17 protein-coding genes are annotated in these 16,811 nt (G+C 64.4%); 13 read left to right on the plus strand and 4 right to left on the minus strand.

Features of this window, described 5'->3' with window-relative positions:
* The 8 genes from A9G05_RS19950 (at position 1) to A9G05_RS19985 (ending at position 9,772) form a co-directional block, all read left to right on the plus strand.
* Entirely contained in the window at positions 1–2,322 is a 2,322-nt protein-coding gene (locus tag A9G05_RS19950) for a DUF6160 family protein (protein WP_069562606.1), read from the plus strand.
* Positions 2,323–2,475: 153 nt separating this feature from the next.
* Entirely contained in the window at positions 2,476–4,026 is a 1,551-nt protein-coding gene (locus tag A9G05_RS19955; protein ID WP_069562607.1) for a 2-isopropylmalate synthase, read from the plus strand.
* Positions 4,023–4,829, plus strand: a complete 807-nt coding sequence (locus tag A9G05_RS19960; RefSeq protein ID WP_069562608.1) for an energy transducer TonB — start codon at positions 4,023–4,025, stop codon at positions 4,827–4,829. Before A9G05_RS19955 ends, A9G05_RS19960 begins: the two co-directional genes overlap by 4 nt.
* Positions 4,826–5,278: a ribosomal protein S18-alanine N-acetyltransferase gene (gene rimI / locus A9G05_RS19965; protein WP_044407854.1), complete on the plus strand. Its 453-nt coding sequence runs from the start codon at positions 4,826–4,828 to the stop codon at positions 5,276–5,278. Before A9G05_RS19960 ends, rimI begins: the two co-directional genes overlap by 4 nt.
* A gap of 114 nt (positions 5,279–5,392) precedes the next feature.
* Complete coding sequence (can, locus tag A9G05_RS19970; RefSeq protein WP_069562609.1) at positions 5,393–6,037, plus strand: carbonate dehydratase; 645 nt, start codon at positions 5,393–5,395, stop codon at positions 6,035–6,037.
* A 3-nt stretch (positions 6,038–6,040) separates the two neighbouring features.
* Positions 6,041–6,949 carry a DMT family transporter gene (locus tag A9G05_RS19975; RefSeq protein ID WP_069562610.1) on the plus strand — a complete coding sequence of 303 codons (909 nt, stop codon included), beginning with the start codon at positions 6,041–6,043 and terminating at the stop codon, positions 6,947–6,949.
* A 395-nt stretch (positions 6,950–7,344) separates the two neighbouring features.
* Positions 7,345–8,733 carry an amino acid permease gene (locus tag A9G05_RS19980; RefSeq protein ID WP_083272617.1) on the plus strand — a complete coding sequence of 463 codons (1,389 nt, stop codon included), beginning with the start codon at positions 7,345–7,347 and terminating at the stop codon, positions 8,731–8,733.
* Between the two features lie 682 nt (positions 8,734–9,415).
* Positions 9,416–9,772 (plus strand): hypothetical protein, encoded by a 357-nt coding sequence (locus tag A9G05_RS19985; RefSeq protein WP_083272618.1) that lies wholly within the window; start codon positions 9,416–9,418, stop codon positions 9,770–9,772.
* Positions 9,773–10,513: 741 nt separating this feature from the next.
* Here the strand turns inward: A9G05_RS19985 and A9G05_RS19990 are convergent.
* On the minus strand, positions 10,514–12,292 hold the full coding sequence (locus A9G05_RS19990; protein ID WP_069562612.1) for an acyl-CoA dehydrogenase C-terminal domain-containing protein: 1,779 nt from the start codon (positions 12,290–12,292) through the stop codon (positions 10,514–10,516).
* A gap of 200 nt (positions 12,293–12,492) precedes the next feature.
* Between A9G05_RS19990 and A9G05_RS19995 the strand changes: the two genes are divergently transcribed.
* Positions 12,493–12,954, plus strand: coding sequence for a hypothetical protein (locus tag A9G05_RS19995; RefSeq protein ID WP_069562613.1), 462 nt, complete (start codon positions 12,493–12,495; stop codon positions 12,952–12,954).
* A 160-nt stretch (positions 12,955–13,114) separates the two neighbouring features.
* Here the strand turns inward: A9G05_RS19995 and A9G05_RS20000 are convergent, their stop codons facing one another.
* Positions 13,115–13,300 carry a DNA-binding protein gene (locus A9G05_RS20000; protein WP_240915819.1) on the minus strand — a complete coding sequence of 62 codons (186 nt, stop codon included), beginning with the start codon at positions 13,298–13,300 and terminating at the stop codon, positions 13,115–13,117.
* A gap of 166 nt (positions 13,301–13,466) precedes the next feature.
* Here A9G05_RS20000 and A9G05_RS20005 point away from each other — a divergent pair, with 166 nt between their 5' ends.
* From A9G05_RS20005 to A9G05_RS20015, 4 genes are all read left to right on the plus strand, one after another.
* Positions 13,467–13,736: a hypothetical protein gene (locus A9G05_RS20005; RefSeq protein ID WP_044403789.1), complete on the plus strand. Its 270-nt coding sequence runs from the start codon at positions 13,467–13,469 to the stop codon at positions 13,734–13,736.
* Positions 13,733–13,948 carry a hypothetical protein gene (locus A9G05_RS20010; protein ID WP_069562615.1) on the plus strand — a complete coding sequence of 72 codons (216 nt, stop codon included), beginning with the start codon at positions 13,733–13,735 and terminating at the stop codon, positions 13,946–13,948. Before A9G05_RS20005 ends, A9G05_RS20010 begins: the two co-directional genes overlap by 4 nt.
* A 363-nt stretch (positions 13,949–14,311) precedes the next feature.
* Complete coding sequence (locus A9G05_RS27375) at positions 14,312–14,482, plus strand: YhfG family protein (protein ID WP_139131194.1); 171 nt, start codon at positions 14,312–14,314, stop codon at positions 14,480–14,482.
* Positions 14,482–15,078: a Fic family protein gene (locus A9G05_RS20015; protein WP_069562616.1), complete on the plus strand. Its 597-nt coding sequence runs from the start codon at positions 14,482–14,484 to the stop codon at positions 15,076–15,078. The genes A9G05_RS27375 and A9G05_RS20015 overlap by 1 nt, the downstream gene beginning before the upstream one ends.
* A gap of 478 nt (positions 15,079–15,556) precedes the next feature.
* Here A9G05_RS20015 and A9G05_RS27380 read toward each other — a convergent pair whose 3' ends face one another.
* Both A9G05_RS27380 and A9G05_RS28210 read right to left on the minus strand, forming a co-directional pair.
* Positions 15,557–16,015, minus strand: a complete 459-nt coding sequence (locus tag A9G05_RS27380; RefSeq protein WP_139131195.1) for a hypothetical protein — start codon at positions 16,013–16,015, stop codon at positions 15,557–15,559.
* Between the two features lie 509 nt (positions 16,016–16,524).
* On the minus strand, positions 16,525–16,671 hold the full coding sequence (locus tag A9G05_RS28210; protein ID WP_256548471.1) for a hypothetical protein: 147 nt from the start codon (positions 16,669–16,671) through the stop codon (positions 16,525–16,527).
* Positions 16,672–16,811 lie beyond the last annotated feature (140 nt).

Raw genomic sequence — 16,811 nt, forward strand, 5'->3', positions numbered from 1 at the left:
ATGCGTGCAGTGGCGTTGTTCGCGGTCCTCCTCAGCCCCCTGGCCCAGGCCATGCAGGCGCTGGACGACTCCGCGCTCTCCGATGTCAGCGGCCGGGACGGCATCACCCTGGAAACCACCACCGGCACCTGGTCCGCCAGCTCCATCAGCTACCAGGAGGACGGCCAGAGCCTCAACCTCAAGGGCGTCAGCAACCAGGCCCGCACCGGCGCCACCACCACCTCCACCACCCAGGTGGACGTCACCGGCGGCCGCCTGCAGGTGCAGCACCAGGGCGGCGCCCGGGTCATGAACGTCAACAGCGTCGAAATGGGCGGCAGCCCCCGCAGCTTCGGCGGCCTGCGCGCCTTCTACACCCTCGGCGGCGTGCTCAAGCTCAAGGGCGGGGGCGCCAGCGGCGTCACCGGCATCTCGGTGGACGACAGCCGCCTGTCGCTCTCCGACGTCACCTTCTACTACCGCGACAACGGCTACGACCTGGTGGTGAAGGGCATGAGCCTGGACGCCTACCTGAACAACGCCTACCTCGACATCGTCAGCGGCGGCGACGGCCAGGCCGTCAAGCTCGACCTCGGCAACTCGCGCTTCATCGCCGCCATCGGCGGCATCGGGCTCGACCTGGCCAGCGGCGACCCCACGGCCAGCCCCGTCACCCCGGATGCCCCCGACCTGCGCGGCCCCGGCGCCGACAAGAGCTTCGGCAAGCTCAACATGGACCTGCGCCTGGGCGGCACCGTCAGCGTCTCCAGCGGCGGCGCCAGCGGCTCCGGCCTGCGGGTGCGCACCGACGTCAGCATCAGCAACAGCCTGTTCCAGTACCAGGACGAAGGCATCCTCCGCGCCGAGAACTTCTCCGGCACCCTGCGCAGCCTCAACGGCCTCACCCTCGACCTGGTGCAGGACGCCAACGGCAGCTTCGTCCAGATCGCCTTCGCCGACCTCAAGCTCAACGCCACCCTCGGCGGGCTGATCCTCGGCAACCCCACCAACCAGAAGCTCGGCAGCCTCGGCATCGACCTCAACTTCGTCGACGACGGCAGCCGCCGCAACAGCATCGCCCTGCGCCCCGGCGGCGACCCCAACTCCGGGCTGGCCGGCCTCACCGCCGACCTCAACTGGAACATGGCCAACAGCGCGGTCTCGCTCACCGATAACGGCAACAGCATGTGGTTCAGCGGCCTGCGCACCTACGGCAGCGGCCAGCTCACCCTCGACATCACCCGCAGTTGCGCCGGCGGCGGCGCCACCGGGTGCTACGCCGGCACCCAGAGCGACATGAGCAAGGGCAACTACAACGGCCACTTCGACGGCCTGCGCCTGGGGCTCAACAACCTCAAGGGCAGCTACAGCTTCGACGGCCTGCGAGTCGGCAGCGCCAACGCCCCCCTGCAGGGCGGCACCGAGTTGCTGGTGCTGATGGAGATCTTCCCGGCCTACGACTTCACCCTCAACGGCCAGATCACCCTCAAGCCCGGCGGCCTGGTGGGCGACGGCATCGGCTACAACGCCGACTTCGTGGTCAGCGACGCCCGCGCCGCCATCACCGTCGACGAAACCGGCAAGGGCCTGTGGCTGTCCGGCACCCGCTACGACATGCACTTCCGCGACGGCACCGTGGACGTCACCCACAACGGCGTCGAACTGCGCAAGGGCACCTACTGGTCCAACCTCGACGTCTCCGACCTGCGCTGGGGCGACCGCGCCACCGGCGCCAGCCTTGGCCGGCTGGTGCTCAAGCGCTACGAACAGGGCTCCACCCTCGCCCTCAGCTCCGGCGGGGCCGGCGCCCTCTGCGTGGGCGGCAGCGGCGCCACCGCCAGCGCCTGTTCCGCCAGCGGCGGCCGCTGGGAAGACCGGGGCAACGAAGGCGTCTCGGTCAAGCTGAAGAACGTCTTCGTCCGCGACACCACCATCGACAGCTCCGTCAACGGCGTCGCCACCGACGAGAAGCGCAACCAGATCATCCTCGAGACCGACCGCGTCAACGGCGTGAACGGCAGCGGCGCCCAACTGGTTGTGGATAACTTCCACACCTCCGACGGCGACCCCAAGGACCCCAACGCCAACACCTACGGCTTCAACGCCGACCTCAACCTCGACGTCGCGCCCACCAAGGTCTGCACCAAGAACGGCAGCAGTTGCACCCCCGTCACCCCCGACCCGCTGGGCTTCGCGGTGAACGGGCGCGTCCACTTCAAGGAAGTGGACATCGACCGCGTCCAGCACGTACACCCCACCGGCGGGGCCGTCACCTCCATGTACGGCGTCAAGCTGCAGAACGCCGACATCCGCGCCAACCTCACCGCCACGCCCATCAACTGAGCCTGTACGGCGGCGCCCCTGTGCGCCGCCCGCGCCTTCCCGCCCCGCGCGTTTCGCGCCACAATCCGCCATCCGTCGTCGCGGCCACGAGCCGCGGCGTCATTAGCCAGCGCTCGGCCGCACCCCCGGCGGGACAAGAGGAGAGTGACCACAATGAACAACAACGATCGCGTCATCATTTTCGACACCACCCTGCGTGACGGCGAGCAAAGCCCCGGCGCCTCCATGACCCGGGAAGAGAAACTGCGCATCGCCAAGGCCCTCGAGCGCCTGCGGGTGGACGTGATCGAGGCCGGCTTCGCCATCGCCAGCCCCGGCGACTTCGAAGCGGTCAAGGCCATCGCCGACAGCATCAAGGACAGCACCGTGTGCAGCCTGGCCCGCGCCGTCGAGGCCGACATCGAGCGCGCCGCCGAAGCCCTCAAGGGCGCCAATGCCGGGCGTATCCACACCTTCATCGCCACCAGCCCCATCCACATGCAGTACAAGCTGCGCATGCAGCCGGACCAGGTGGTGGAGCAGGCCGTGCGCGCCGTGCGCCATGCCCGCAACCTCTGCGCCGACGTGGAGTTCTCCTGCGAGGACGCCGGCCGCTCCGAGCTCGATTTCCTCTGCCGCATCATCGAAGCCGCCATCGACGCCGGTGCCCGCACCATCAACATCCCCGACACCGTCGGCTACGCCATCCCGCACCAGTACGCCGAGACCATCCGCCAGTTGCTGGCGCGCATCCCCAACGCCGACAAGGCCGTGTTCTCCGTGCACTGCCACAACGACCTGGGCCTGGCCGTCGCCAACTCCCTGGCCGCCGTCGCCGCCGGAGCCCGCCAGGTGGAATGCACCATCAACGGCCTCGGCGAGCGTGCCGGTAACGCCGCGCTGGAAGAGATCGTCATGGCCATCAAGACCCGCGCCGACGTCCTCGGGGTGCACACCGGCATCGACACCCCGCACATCCTCAGCACCTCGCGCCTGGTCTCCAGCATCACCGGCTTCCCGGTGCAGCCGAACAAGGCCATCGTCGGCGCCAACGCCTTCGCCCACGAGTCCGGCATCCACCAGGACGGCGTGCTCAAGCACCGCGAAACCTACGAAATCATGTCCGCCCAGTCGGTGGGCTGGCACACCAACAAGCTCTCCCTCGGCAAGCTCTCCGGCCGCAACGCCTTCCGCACCCGCCTGGAAGAGCTGGGCATCCACCTGCCCGGCGAGACCGAACTGAACGAAGCCTTCGCCCGCTTCAAGGCCCTGGCCGACAAGAAGCACGAGATCTTCGACGAAGACCTCCAGGCCCTGGTCTCCGACACCCTCGGCGAAGAAGCCCCCGAGCACTTCCGCCTGGCCTTCCTCGAAGTCACCTCGCGCACCGGGCAGATCCCCGAAGCCCGCGTGGTGCTCAGCATCGACGGCCAGGACCACGAAGCCCGCGCCCAGGGCTCCGGCCCGGTGGACGCCGCCTTCAAGGCCATCGAAAGCCTGGCCCGCTCCAGCGCCAGCCTGCAGCTCTACTCCGTCAACGCCATCACCCAGGGCACCGATTCCCAGGGCGAAGTGACCGTGCGCCTGGAAAAAGCCGGACGAATCGTCAACGGCAACGGCGCCGATACGGATATAGTGCTCGCCTCCGCCAAGGCCTATCTCAACGCGCTGAACCTCATGCAGGCCGGCGTACGCAAAGCCCATCCACAGGTAGCTGACGTTTGATCCCAGAGCTTCGCCGCCGCGCATACCTCGACGCCATGCAGGTCGCCACCTGGCTGCCGCGCACGGCGCTGCCCTTCGCCGCCCCCTCGCGCCCCGAACTGCTGGTGCTGCCCGAGCCCCTGCCCACGCCGGAACCGGTCCGCCCCGCGCGCCCGGAACCGGCGGCCGCAGCCGTCGTGGCCGAACGCACCCAAGCCCCGGCAGCGCCCCGGCCGAAGATTGAGGTGCCGCGCCCGGGCAGCACGCCCCGCGTGGCCGTGCCCGAGCCGGCGGCGGAGCCCGAGGTGGATGCACCCCAGCCGGTGAAGGCCGCCCCGGTGGCCCCGCCGCGCTTCGCCCTCCAGTTGCTGCGGGCCGGTGCCTGCCTGCTGCTGGTGGAACTGCCCACCGGGGAAGGCTTCCAGAGCCGCGACCCGGCCTACCTGCTGCTCAAGGACCTGCTGCGCGCCGCCGGCCTGCCGGATGCGCCGCAGCTCATCGGCGAGCCGATCCGCTGGCCGCTGCTGGCCCGCGGCAACATGGACCAGGGCCCCGACGCCGCCCGCGACTTCCTCCAGGGCTTCCTCGCTGCCCGCCTGGAAGAGGGCCCGGCCTGCGCCTGCCTCTGGCTGGTGGGGCTGCCCGCCGTGCGCTTTGCCGGCGAAGCCGACGCCGAGGCCTTTGGCCGCGAACTGCAGATCGAAGGGCTCTGTGCCGCCTGGGCCGTACCCGGCCTGGAGCTGCTGATGGACGAACCGCACCGCAAGGCGGACCTCTGGCGCGCCATGCGCCGGGTCATGCGCCGCTGGAACAACGCTGAATGACCGATGCCGTAACCTTCCGCCCCATGACCGAGGCGGACCTCGACGCCGTACTCAAGATCGAATACGCCGCCTTCAGCCACCCCTGGACGCGCGGCATCTTCGCCGACGGCATCAAGTCCTATGACTGCTGGCTGATGTTCGAAGGCTCCCAGCAGGTCGGCCACGGCGTGATCAACGTGATCATCGACGAGGCGCACCTGCTCAACATCACCGTCAAGCCGGAAAGCCAGGGGCGCGGCCTCGGCCTGCGCCTGCTGGAGCACCTGATGGACCGCGCCCGCGCGCTCAACGCCCGCGAATGCTTCCTCGAAGTGCGCGCCAGCAACGAATCGGCCTACCGCCTCTACGAGCGCTACGGCTTCAACGAAGTCGGCCGCCGCCGTGGCTACTACCCCGCCGTTGGCGGCCGTGAAGACGCCCTCGTCATGGCCTGCACCCTGCTCGACTGACACCGCGCCCGCCCTTCCCGAAAGCCACGCCCCCGGGCCGGCCGGCTCGGCATCCAGCCTTGTCAAAGCCGGCCCCCCTTCGTAAGGTGCGCCGGCCAACGGAGGAAAAGCACCATGAGCGACCTGCAGCAGCTGCTGGACAACAACGCCCGCTGGGCTGAACGCATCAAGGAAGACGACCCCCAGTTCTTCGAGAAACTGGCCAAGCAGCAAGCGCCCGAATACCTGTGGATCGGTTGCTCCGACGCCCGCGTACCGGCCAACGAGATCGTCGGCATGTTGCCCGGCGACCTGTTCGTCCACCGCAATGTCGCCAACGTCGTCCTGCACACCGACCTCAACTGCCTGTCGGTCGTCCAGTACGCCGTGGACGTGCTGCGGGTGAAGCACATCCTCGTCACCGGCCACTACGGCTGCGGCGGTGTGCGCGCCGCCATGCAGGATGCCCAGTTCGGCCTGATCGACGGCTGGCTGCGCAGCATCCGCGACCTCTATTACGAACACCGCGACCACATCGCCCAGTTCCCCACCGACGAAGCGCGGGTCGACCGCCTCTGCGAGCTGAACGTCATGCAGCAGGTGGCCAACGTCAGCCACACCACCATCGTCCAGAACGCCTGGCACCGCGGCCAGTCGCTGTCCGTTCACGGCTGCATCTACGGCATCAAGGACGGCCTCTGGAAAGACCTCAACGTCACCGTCAGCGGCATCGACCAGCTACCGCCGCAGTACCGCCTGCGCCCCCAGGGCGCGCGCTGACCCATGAACCGCACACACGCCCCGGCGCTCGCCTGGGCCGGCCTGGTACTGGCCAGCGCCTGCTGGGCCGGCAACGCCCTGGTGGCCCGCGCCTTCCATGACGACATCCCGCCCTTCGCCCTGACCTTCTGGCGCTGGAGCGTCGCCCTGGTGCTGCTCCTGCCCTTCATCGCCAAGCCCCTGTGGCAGCACCGTGCCGCCCTGCGCCGCGCCGGCTGGCGCCTGCTGGTGGTGGCCGCGCTGGGCATCTGCACCTTCAGCGTGCTGATGTACTTCGCCGCACGCACCACCGTGGCCATCAACCTCACCCTGCTCAACACCTGCCTGCCCCTGGCCACCTTCATCGGCGCCGGGGTGCTGCTGGGGGAATGGCCGGCCCGACGCGCCTGGGGTGGCATGGCCGTCGCCATCCTCGGCCTGCTGGTGCTGATCGGCCAGGGCAGCCTGGCCACCCTGGCCGGCCTGCGCTTCAACCCTGGCGACCTGATCATGCTGCTCGGCGTGCTCGACTGGGCGCTCTACACCCTGCTGCAACGGCGCTGGGCCGCCTGGTTCCAGGGCATCCCCCCGCTGGTGTTCCTCGGCGCGCTGATCCTCTGCGGCGTGCCCATGCTGCTGCCGCTGTACCTGCTGGAGATCGCCAGCGGCCAGGGCTTCGCCCCCAGCCCGGCCAACCTCGCCGCCATCGGCTACACCGGCACCTTCGCCTCGCTGATCGCCTACCTGCTGTGGAACCGGGGCATCGCCGTGCTCGGCGTGGCCAAGGTATCGCTGACCAACTACCTCATGCCGGTGTTCACCGCGCTGCTGGGCTACCTGGTGCTCGGCGAGTCCCTGCAGGCCTACCACTGGCTCGGCGGCGCCATGATCTTCGCCGGCCTCTTGCTCGGCACCCGCCCCAAGCTGCGCTGAACCCGCCCGCCGGCCTGCGACACCACAGCGCAGGCCGGCCAGGGGTTTTCTGGTGAAACGGCCAGGAATCGCGGCTTCCCCGTCGTTCACAGGTCAGAACGGGCGTGCCAGCCGCTCTATTCCTGCCAATTGGTCGTATCGAAGACATTTTCACTGCGCTGTATAGTCCGCGCAGCAGATTCAGCTGTTTTAACCCGGAAGCCGATTAGCAAGTTGCCCCCCGGCACACCCCCCTATACAACAGCCGGCCGTCCGAACCGGACTGACAGGCACGCCCTGTGGTCACGGACGTCCTCTGCTCCCGCCCGCCCCAACCGGGCCCGCGGGAAACGAGAGCGCCCGCCGGGTTACCCCCTGGCGGGTGTCAGCCCTTTTACAAAAATAAGAGGTTCTTCATGTCCAGCAGCGATCAACTGCAACGCGGTTTGGGTGAACGACACATACGGCTCATGGCGCTTGGCGCCTGCATCGGTGTCGGTCTGTTCCTGGGATCGGCCAAGGCCATCCAGATGGCCGGCCCCGCCATCATGCTCTCCTACATCATCGGCGGCCTCGCCATCCTGGTGATCATGCGCGCCCTCGGCGAGATGGCCGTACACAACCCCGTGGCCGGCTCCTTCAGCCGCTACGCCCAGGATTACCTCGGCCCGCTGGCGGGCTTTCTCACCGGCTGGAACTACTGGTTCCTCTGGCTGGTGACCTGCGTCGCCGAGATCACCGCCGTCGCCATCTACATGCAGATGTGGTTCCCCGACGTGGACCGCTGGATCTGGGCCCTGCTGGCCCTGGCGAGCATGGGCGCCATCAACCTCATCACCGTGCGCGCCTTCGGCGAGTTCGAGTTCTGGTTCGCCCTGATCAAGATCGTCACCATCATCGCCCTGGTGGTGGCCGGCGCCGGCATGATCCTCTTCGGGATCGGCAACGGCGGCATCGCCACCGGCATCAGCAACCTCTGGACCCACGGCGGCTTCATGCCCAACGGCGTGCAGGGCGTGCTCATGTCCCTGCAGATGGTCATGTTCGCCTACCTCGGCGTAGAGATGATCGGCCTCACCGCCGGTGAAGCGCGCAACCCGCAGAAGACCATCCCCGACGCCATCAACTCCGTGTTCTGGCGCATCCTGCTGTTCTACGTCGGCGCGCTGTTCGTGATCATGTCCATCTACCCGTGGAACGAGATCGGCACCCAGGGCAGCCCCTTCGTCATGACCTTCGAGCGCCTCGGCATCAAGACCGCCGCCGGCATCATCAACTTCGTGGTCATCACCGCCGCCCTCAGCTCCTGCAACGGCGGCATCTTCAGCACCGGCCGCATGCTCTACAGCCTCGCCCAGCACGGCCAGGCCCCGCGCGCCTTCGGCCGCACCTCCGGCAATGGCGTCCCGCGCAACGCCCTGCTGCTGTCCATCTTCGCCCTGCTGCTGGGCGTGCTGCTGAACTACCTGGTGCCGGAGAAGGTGTTCGTCTGGGTCACCTCTATCGCCACCTTCGGCGCCATCTGGACCTGGGCCATGATCCTGCTCGCCCAGATGAAGTTCCGCCGCAGCCTCAGCCCCGCCGAACAGGGCAAGCTGCAGTTCAGGATGTGGCTGTTCCCCATCAGCTCCTACCTCGCCCTGGCCTTCCTGGTCCTGGTGGTGGCGCTCATGGCCTTCTTCGAAGACACCCGCATCGCCCTCTACATCGGCCCGGCCTTCCTCGTACTGCTGACCGTGCTGTTCAAGCTGTTCAAGCTCGGCAACCAACCCGACGCCCACCTGACAGGCAACACCGCCTCCTGACGGCACCCCCACAAACACCCCGCCCTGGCGGGGTGTTTTTGTTTGCCGTCACCCAAAGCGTGCCCCGTAGGATGCGGTGAGCTCAGCGAACCGCATCAATTCCCTCCCGATCCCAGGGCACATGCCCTGTAGGGTGGGCCGGGCGGCGTTCCGCTTCAGCCCACCAACGGCAGACAGCGTGGGCTGAAGCCCACCCTACGGCCCCATGACGCACCCCGTGGGAGCGAATTCATTCGCGATGCTTTTCTCCACCACTGGCATCTGACGCGACATCGCCGGTGGATCGATAAAGCGCGATCCACCCTACGGGGTGTGCCTGTACGAATGGCAGTGGGCCGGCACGTTGTCACTCGTAGCCCGGGCTTCAGCCCGGGAACGGCGCTGACCGACCATTCCCGCCCCATCGCGAACGAACCCGCCCCCACAAACCGGCACATCGCCTCTCGGGGCGTAGGGTGGATGGCGCTCTTTCCATCCACCAATGGCGTTCTGCGTATGCCCTGTAGGGTGGGCCGGGCGGCGTTCCGCTTCAGTCCACCAACGGCAGACAGCGTGGGCTGAAGCCCACCCTACGGCTCCGTGCCGTACCCCGTGCGAATTCATTCGCGAGGCTCTCCCTCCGGTGCCGACGACGCTAAAATCGTGCGCCTTGCTTGGACGCTTTCAGTACAGGACGTACCCCATGATCGACCTGCTGTTCTGGCCACTGCTCGCCACCTTCTTGTTCGCGCCGCCCTGGTTGCTCTGGAGGCGTGCCGAGCGGCTGGGCTGGTTGAGCCGCTACGTGCTGGCCCTGCTCCCGATGGGCGTTACCTGGCTGGGATGGCAATGGGGCATCTGGGCCTTCGAACACTTCGACTGCCAAGGCAACACCAAGGGGCTGCATGACTGCCTGTCGAACGGGCAGGACATGACCGCCTGGGTTGGACGAGCGCTGTTCCTGAGCGTACCGATGATGTTCATCGGGCTGCCGCTTTCCGGTTGGTTCTTGATCGACACGTTGGTGCGCCACCTCGGCCATCTCACCAATCGCGAATGAATTCGCTCCCACGCCCGGCACATCGCCTCCCGGGGGGGCGCACTTTCCATCCACCAATGGCGTTCGACACGGCCCCATGACGCACCCCGTGGGAGCGAATTCATTCGCGATGCTTTTCCTGCCCACCACCGGCATCCGGCGTGGCTCCGTCGGTGGATCGATAAAGCGCGATCCACCCTACGGGGTGTGCCTTCACCCATGGGCGCGGCCCGATCACTCCCCGACCAATCGCAAATAATTTCGCCCCCATAAACCGGCACATCGCCTCTCGGGGCGTAGGGTGGATGGCGCTCTTTCCATCCACCGATGGCGTTCGACACGGCCCCATGACGCACTCCCTGGGAGCGAATTCATTCGCGATGCTTTTCTCCACCACTGGCATCTGACGCGACATCGCCGGTGGATCGATAAAGCGCGATCCACCCTACGGGGTGTGCCTGTACGAATGGCAGTGGGCCGGCACGTTGTCACTCGTAGCCCGGGCTTCAGCCCGGGAACGGCGCTGACCATTCCCGACCCATCGCGAACGAACCCGCCCCCACAAACCGGCCCATCGCCTGCCCGTAGGATGCGGTGAGCTCGGCGAACCGCATCGGTCCCGGTCGGTGTCGGCCGATGGGCTGAAATCCGCCCTACGACGGCCCCGTCAGCCCACGGGCCGACCAAATTCCGGGCAAAAAAAAACCGGCAATCAAAAAAGGGAGGGATTGCCGGCGTGCGCATACGGAGGGGGAGGGTTGGCTATGCGGCGAACTCGTCCTCGTTGAACGCCATCAGGGATGCTTTGCCTGCCATCACCTCGGCCAGCAGGCCGTCGGTCTCGGTCAGGGTTCGGGTCATGTAGAAGTCGGCGGACTTCAGCTTGGCGCCGTAGAAAGTCTTCTCCTCACTGCCCGCGTCCAGCTTGGCCTGGGCCACCTGAGCCATGCGGGCCCACAGCCAGGCCAGCGCGGTCAGCGCGAACAGCCGCAGATAGGGCGTGGCCGCCGCGCCGGCCTGTTCCGGGTCCTTCATGCCTTCGGTGGCCAGCCACATCGTCGCCTGCTGCAACTGGCGCAGCGCCTTGTCCACCTTGGCCACGTGGGCCGCCTCGGGGTTGGCCTTGAGCCACTTATCCACCAACTGGAAGAAGCCACGCACCGCACGGCCGCCGCCCAGGGCCAGCTTGCGGCCCACCAGGTCCAGCGCCTGGATGCCATTGGTGCCTTCGTAGATACGGGTGATGCGGCAGTCCCGCACCAATTGCTCGATGCCCCAATCCTCGGTGAAGCCCGAGCCGCCCATCACCTGCAGGCCCTCGTTGGCGCAGGCGAAGCCCTCGTCGGTGAGGAAGGCCTTCACCACCGGCGTCAGCAGTTGCACCAGGTCGTCCGCCTGCTGGCGCACCTCGGCGTCCGGGTGGTCGTGGGCGATGTCCTGATGCAGACCGGTGAAGTAGGCCAGCGCGCGGCTGCCCTCGATCATCACCTTCTGGCGCAGCAGCATGCGCCGCACATCCGGGTGTACCAGGATCGGGTCCGCCGGCTTGTCCTGCGCCTTCGGCCCGCTCAGCGAGCGGCTCTGCAAGCGCTCGCGGGCGAAGCCCAGGCTGATCTGGTAAGCGTTCTCCGCAATGCCCAGGCCCTGCATACCGACCATCAGGCGTGCCGAGTTCATCATCGTGAACATGCAGCGCAGACCCTTGTGGGGCTCGCCGATCAGCCAGCCCTTGGCACCCTCGAAATTCATCACGCAGGTGGCCGAACCCTTGATGCCCATCTTGTGCTCCAGCCCGCCGCAGAACGCCGGGTTGCGGCTGCCATCGGCGAGGAACTTGGGCACCAGGAACAGCGAAATCCCCTTCACCCCGGCCGGCGCGTCGGGCAGGCGGGCCAGCACCAGGTGGACGATGTTCTCCACCAGATCGTGCTCACCGCCGGTGATCCAGATCTTCGTACCGCTCAGCGCGTAGCTGCCGTCCGCCTGGGGTTCGGCGCGGGTGCGGATCAGCCCCAGGTCCGTGCCGCACTGCGGCTCGGTCAGGCACATGGTGCCGGTCCACTCACCGCTGATCAGCTTCGGCAGGTAAGCCTCCTGCTGCTCGCGGGTGCCGTGGGCGGAGAGCGCATTGATGGCGCCGTGGGTCAGGCCCGGGTACATGCCCAGCGACAGGTTCGCCGAGCACACCATCTCCTCCACCATCATGTTCAGCACATGGGGCAGGCCCTGGCCGCCGAACTCGGTGGGGCAGGCCAGCGCTGTCCAGCCGCCTTCGGCAAACTGGCGGTAGCCCTCGCGGAACCCGGCGGGCGTCTTCACCGCGCGGGTCGACGGGTCGTAATGACAGCCTTCCTTGTCGCCCGAGCTGTTCAGCGGGGCCAGCACGCCCTCAGCCAGCCGCGCCGCCTCTTCGAGGATCGCGCTGCCCAGGTCCGCGCCGAATTCCCCTTGGGACGGCAGCGCCTGCAGGTGCGAATAGGCATCGAGTACTTCATCGAACACAAAGCGCATGTCGCGGAGCGGCGCGCGGTAGGCCGGCATGATCGAGTCCTCTAAAGCTGTACATTCAGTAAATTTGTATAGCTTTTCTAACGCTGCGTATAAGTTTACGCAAGAGGCTTGTACAACTTTTTCCCACCGGGGGGATGACCGGCCAGTTCTGCTTTCAGCACCCCGGCAAGCCGCCATGGCCCGCCAGGCCCCGCGCCCTGTAGGCTTCGCCCACCCGCAAGGAGGCCTCGATGAAACGCGCATCAGGGATCACCTCACTCGCCCTGGCACTCGCCGCCAGTGCCGCAGGCGCCGGCTACCTCTACCTCACCCAGGTGCCCCGCCTGGCCTACCCCCTCCAGCGCCTCGACGGCTGGGCCCTGAGCGATGGCGGCTCGTACGGGCTGGAGGTGGTGGATGCCGAGGGCCGTGTCGTCCTGCTGGGCCTCCAGGCCACCGGTCTCGACGTACCGACGGAGCGCTACCCCGCCTTCATCGGGCGACCGCTGTTCGGCCTGCCGCTCACCGTCACCGCCGGCCTGGGCAGCACGCTCGAACGGCAGATCGATGCACTCGCCCACGAAATCGCCCGCAGCGGGCTGGAGGAAGCGCACTGGCACCAGGCCGGGGCCGCCTTCAGCCAGCGCGAACAGCCCTACGCCGTCGCGTGGTCCCTGCATGAGCAGTTGGCCGCACGCAGCGGGGGAGGGTAGGCGTGAAGCCGGGGGATCGAAGAGGAAAGGGCCCGGCGCCTCATGACGTGGGCACCGAGCGGGGGAAGGTGGAAGGAGAAGCTAGTCCTGGGAGGGCGGGGCGATCAGGCCGTCGTGTTCGGGGCTGCTCTGCCCCTGGCCTGGCTTCAACCCTCTGTCATCACGCAGAAGGCACGTCATCCGGGCTGATGTGCCCGTTCTCCGGCTCCGTGCGCCCGGATATCAGCCAGAGCGCGAACTGTGGATAAGCCTCGGCAAGGATGCCCACTTCGTCGGTGCTGATCCGGATCTTGCCGCCGCTGATGTTCCGCCAGCGTTCGTAGTTCTTGCCCCCGAGCTCGCTCAAGTGCTTCGGTCCTACAGCCCGAATCAGTTGAAGTGCTCTGTTTCTTACGGCGTCCATTGAGTTTTCTCGGCTTGAGTAACCTTTACTCAAAAGCAACAGTGCCCTAGATTGCTTTGAGTATTTATTACTCATGGTGGCTTAGATTGGCCGATTATAGGGTGTCTGTATGGAACAGTCTGGAGTAGTGAGGTTCAGCACGGGCGCAAAGCCTGAGCGAATGAACGATTTCCGCTGTGCGCCGTTTTGCACGCAACTGGTGCTGGCGGAAATGTGCGGCATCGCGGAGATCACCGAAGACGTGGTGCGCGGCTGGGTAGAGAGCAACACCATCCCCACCGTGAAGATCGGCCGGCGCCGCGTCATCAACCTGCACCGCATCCGCCTCGACCTGGAGAGCGGCAAAACAGTGTTCAGCGCGGGGGACTACGCCCAATGAAAGCCATCAACGTTCAACTGCGCCTGCTCCTCAAGGCCATTCGCTACGCCGACTCGGAGCGCTCGCTCGCCTACTACATCCGCATGGGCGGCTACCTCGACGCCCTGCAGGACACAAACACCTTCGACACCGCCGAAATCAAGCGCCTCGACCGCCTCGCCTTCAACGCCTACAACCAGCGCACCAACCGCCACAACCGGGAGCTGATATGAACAAGGCCGTTCACCCCCAGCAGGCGCGCCCCGTACTGCGCCTGCTCTGCATCCTCACCCCCACGCCCTACGGCCAATGGCGCCCCGTCCCAGCCGCCACCCACCGCCCCCGCGCACCCCGCACCGATATCCGGGGGCGTTGGGGCTATGTGCTGCCGGAGGAGTTGTATATGCGGGAGGTGTGGATAAGGGCGTGGGTTGGCCGGCCGCTCCGGTGCTCTCCCGGCCCAAAATAGTCCGCTGCCAGTCGATTCACTGAGCTCCAGGGAAGGGCTCTGATGGGTAGGGATCGGGACGGCATTCCCTCAAGGGGAAGCTGACGATCCGCTATAATGGCGCGGTTCCCAGCGAGAGACGCACACCATGCCTGCCCCGTCCCTAGCGGCCAAAAAGGCCTATTTCGCCAAAGTTCGCCAATCCAACTATGTCGCCAGCCTTCGCCTGGAGGGGTTTGATGTAACCCCGGCCGATGCGAAGCGCGAGCTGCCTACCCGCGAAGCCGCCATGAGCGCCTACCGCAACAAGAAAGGCTGATGGTCGACAAATACGGAGTTGGTCAGGACCCTTATTGCTACCCCGGCACGTCGGTTCTTCGAAACCGCCTGGGCCTTACCGATGGCGACGCACTTAGCGAAGCTGAGCGCACCCTTTCTTCAATCGCTGCCAGCAACATCGAGTTCATTGCACCGCCCTATGACGTGTTTGCCCTGAAGCGCATTCACCAGCAGCTCTTCCGGGACGTATACGACTGGGCCGGTGAGTTGCGTACCGTGGATATCTCCAAGGGAAACACGCACTTCTGCAATGTCAGTCGTATTGAGCCCGAGGCTGAAAAAATCTTTCACGGTTTGGCGCAGGCAAACTGGTTCGAAGGCTTTGATCGCAACCACCTGGTTCCCGCTGTGGCTGAAGCCTTTGGCGATTTGAATATGATTCATCCCTTCCGCGACGGAAATGGTCGAGCTCAGCGCATCCTGTTTGAGTTCATCATCATCAACGCTGGTTTTGAACTGAGTTGGTGGGCGGTTGATGAGCATGAGTGGATTCAGGCCAACATCGATGCTGTCGTCTGCGACTATGGCGCTCTTGCCCATATCTTTGATCGCTGTATTGGGTCGCTTATTGGCTGAAGCCCCCTTCCAGCAACCTGGCGTTGAATTGAGGCTGCTACCCCTATAAAGAAAGCCTCAATCTGGCAGTAGTCATGGGATGTCATCACAGCCATGTGGATTACTACAAGCAGATATCCCAGATGCTTGGCGAGGCAGGTGTCAATGGACACTGCAGTGCGATTTGGCGTCGGGCGATGTTGCACGCACATTAACATGGTTGGGTGAGAGTAGTTGCGGATTCGATAGCCTAAGAGTGAAGAGCTCCCGGAGTCTAGGAGAGCGGGGTGAGGGGATAGCGCCACAGAAAGCAAAAAGGGTTAACTAAAGCTAACCCTTTGCTTTTTTAATTGTACGGTTGCTTAAAGTCTTGTCTCAAGTTTTTGGAGCTACTGAGCTCCGTTATAGAAAAAGACTTGAAGTAAGTAAGCGTATGTCGCCGCAATTTAGTTGTCGTGCGTTCTGTATATATCGTCCGCTAGGATTTCCAGACTCTGGCCTAATCATCCAGTGGCAGGCTCTTCAAGAATAACGCCAGTCTTTGAGATTCTGATTTTGTTAGGTCAGTAGGTAGGTCAATGGAAACAGTAAACGAGTCTCGCAAATGAAATACGTGTTGGAGCGTCTCTAGTTCATCATGGGTGTCGGCCCCGGTTTCTTCGCTTTGAGACTCTCCTGTTGCTAATTTTGCGAGCCCGAGAGAGCTTACGCTCCAAACAAAACGTGTGCTGTATCCTCTACTACCTGAAACGAACTGGCCGCAACCGACCTGCTCTAAATCCCTGAATAAATCAATGACGTCTTTGCGATTTATATCCTTTATAACGCTCGATAGAAGTTCAAGGGTTCTATCTATTTTGGTCTCGCTTTGATTTCTCTTTCTCGCTCCCATATTGTCGATAAAAGCTCTTGCTACATTGCTTTTTGAGTAAAGCTCTTGGATTGCATTTTTATTCATAAATACCTCTATTTGTTTTTGTGGTTTTCTACTTAAGATAAAGTAGTGAGGCTATGTTCTCACTTGATTTGAGTTTTGGGAAATACCAAGTTTTTATAATGAAAATTATATAAATATTTTATAAAATTTCTCGGTTATAAGGCTTCTTGCATGTCCCCTATTTCGTCAACTTTGGATCTACTTCTGCACAGGCAGGGCTGATCTGCCCTTGCCCAGGATCAACCTCTCCTTTCCAAAGCCAAAGTTCGTATTCGGGAAATGCTTCGATCAAGGCATCAAGGTCTTCTAGACGGACCTTTACCTTCTGGTTGTGCGCAACGGTTCCACATCGCGTCTTTTCGATACCGGTGTTTTTGTCACCACGATGGGGTGAGGTGTCGAACAAATGATCTGACTCGCTCTTCCTTGACGCCCACTTGCTACCTCCTCCCTGAAATCATCTCGCCCACCTAAACTCCTGCCACACCACTCTCACCCTTACCTACTCCCCGCTCCGTCCCCCGCCAACTTCAGTCTGCTTCGGCAACGCCCGGGCTGATTTGCCCCCGGGCCAGGTCGGTCTCACCGTGGATGATGTAGAGCTCGTACTCGGGGTAGATGGCCAGCAGCGCTGCCAGGTCTTCGACCCGGGTTTTCGTTCTGAAGTCAGTCGCCACGGTTTGCCACCGGCGTCGATCACTGATGGTCGTATTTTTCGCCAAGGTTGAAGGGCCTATATGCCTTACAACCTCCCTGAGCCGATCTTCCATATTCAAAAACCATCTATAAAATTGACGAATATTTCGTTGTGTCGAAT

It is taken from the genome of Pseudomonas sp. ENNP23, from assembly GCF_001728945.1.
In the GTDB taxonomy this organism is placed as follows: domain Bacteria; phylum Pseudomonadota; class Gammaproteobacteria; order Pseudomonadales; family Pseudomonadaceae; genus Metapseudomonas; species Metapseudomonas otitidis.

Excerpts from the sequence above, each read along its gene's own strand:
- A9G05_RS27380 (WP_139131195.1), bottom strand. The coding sequence starts at position 16,015 with ATGAATAAAAATGCAATCCAAGAGCTTTACTCAAAAAGCAATGTAGCA.
- rimI (WP_044407854.1), top strand. The coding sequence starts at position 4,826 with ATGACCGATGCCGTAACCTTCCGCCCCATGACCGAGGCGGACCTCGAC.
- A9G05_RS20015 (WP_069562616.1), top strand. The coding sequence starts at position 14,482 with ATGGTCGACAAATACGGAGTTGGTCAGGACCCTTATTGCTACCCCGGC.
- A9G05_RS19980 (WP_083272617.1), top strand. The coding sequence starts at position 7,345 with ATGTCCAGCAGCGATCAACTGCAACGCGGTTTGGGTGAACGACACATA.
- A9G05_RS20010 (WP_069562615.1), top strand. The coding sequence starts at position 13,733 with ATGAAAGCCATCAACGTTCAACTGCGCCTGCTCCTCAAGGCCATTCGC.
- A9G05_RS20005 (WP_044403789.1), top strand. The coding sequence starts at position 13,467 with ATGGAACAGTCTGGAGTAGTGAGGTTCAGCACGGGCGCAAAGCCTGAG.
- A9G05_RS19950 (WP_069562606.1), top strand. The coding sequence starts at position 1 with ATGCGTGCAGTGGCGTTGTTCGCGGTCCTCCTCAGCCCCCTGGCCCAG.
- A9G05_RS27375 (WP_139131194.1), top strand. The coding sequence starts at position 14,312 with ATGCCTGCCCCGTCCCTAGCGGCCAAAAAGGCCTATTTCGCCAAAGTT.
- A9G05_RS19975 (WP_069562610.1), top strand. The coding sequence starts at position 6,041 with ATGAACCGCACACACGCCCCGGCGCTCGCCTGGGCCGGCCTGGTACTG.
- A9G05_RS19955 (WP_069562607.1), top strand. The coding sequence starts at position 2,476 with ATGAACAACAACGATCGCGTCATCATTTTCGACACCACCCTGCGTGAC.
- can (WP_069562609.1), top strand. The coding sequence starts at position 5,393 with ATGAGCGACCTGCAGCAGCTGCTGGACAACAACGCCCGCTGGGCTGAA.
- A9G05_RS19990 (WP_069562612.1), bottom strand. The coding sequence starts at position 12,292 with ATGCCGGCCTACCGCGCGCCGCTCCGCGACATGCGCTTTGTGTTCGAT.
- A9G05_RS19995 (WP_069562613.1), top strand. The coding sequence starts at position 12,493 with ATGAAACGCGCATCAGGGATCACCTCACTCGCCCTGGCACTCGCCGCC.
- A9G05_RS19985 (WP_083272618.1), top strand. The coding sequence starts at position 9,416 with ATGATCGACCTGCTGTTCTGGCCACTGCTCGCCACCTTCTTGTTCGCG.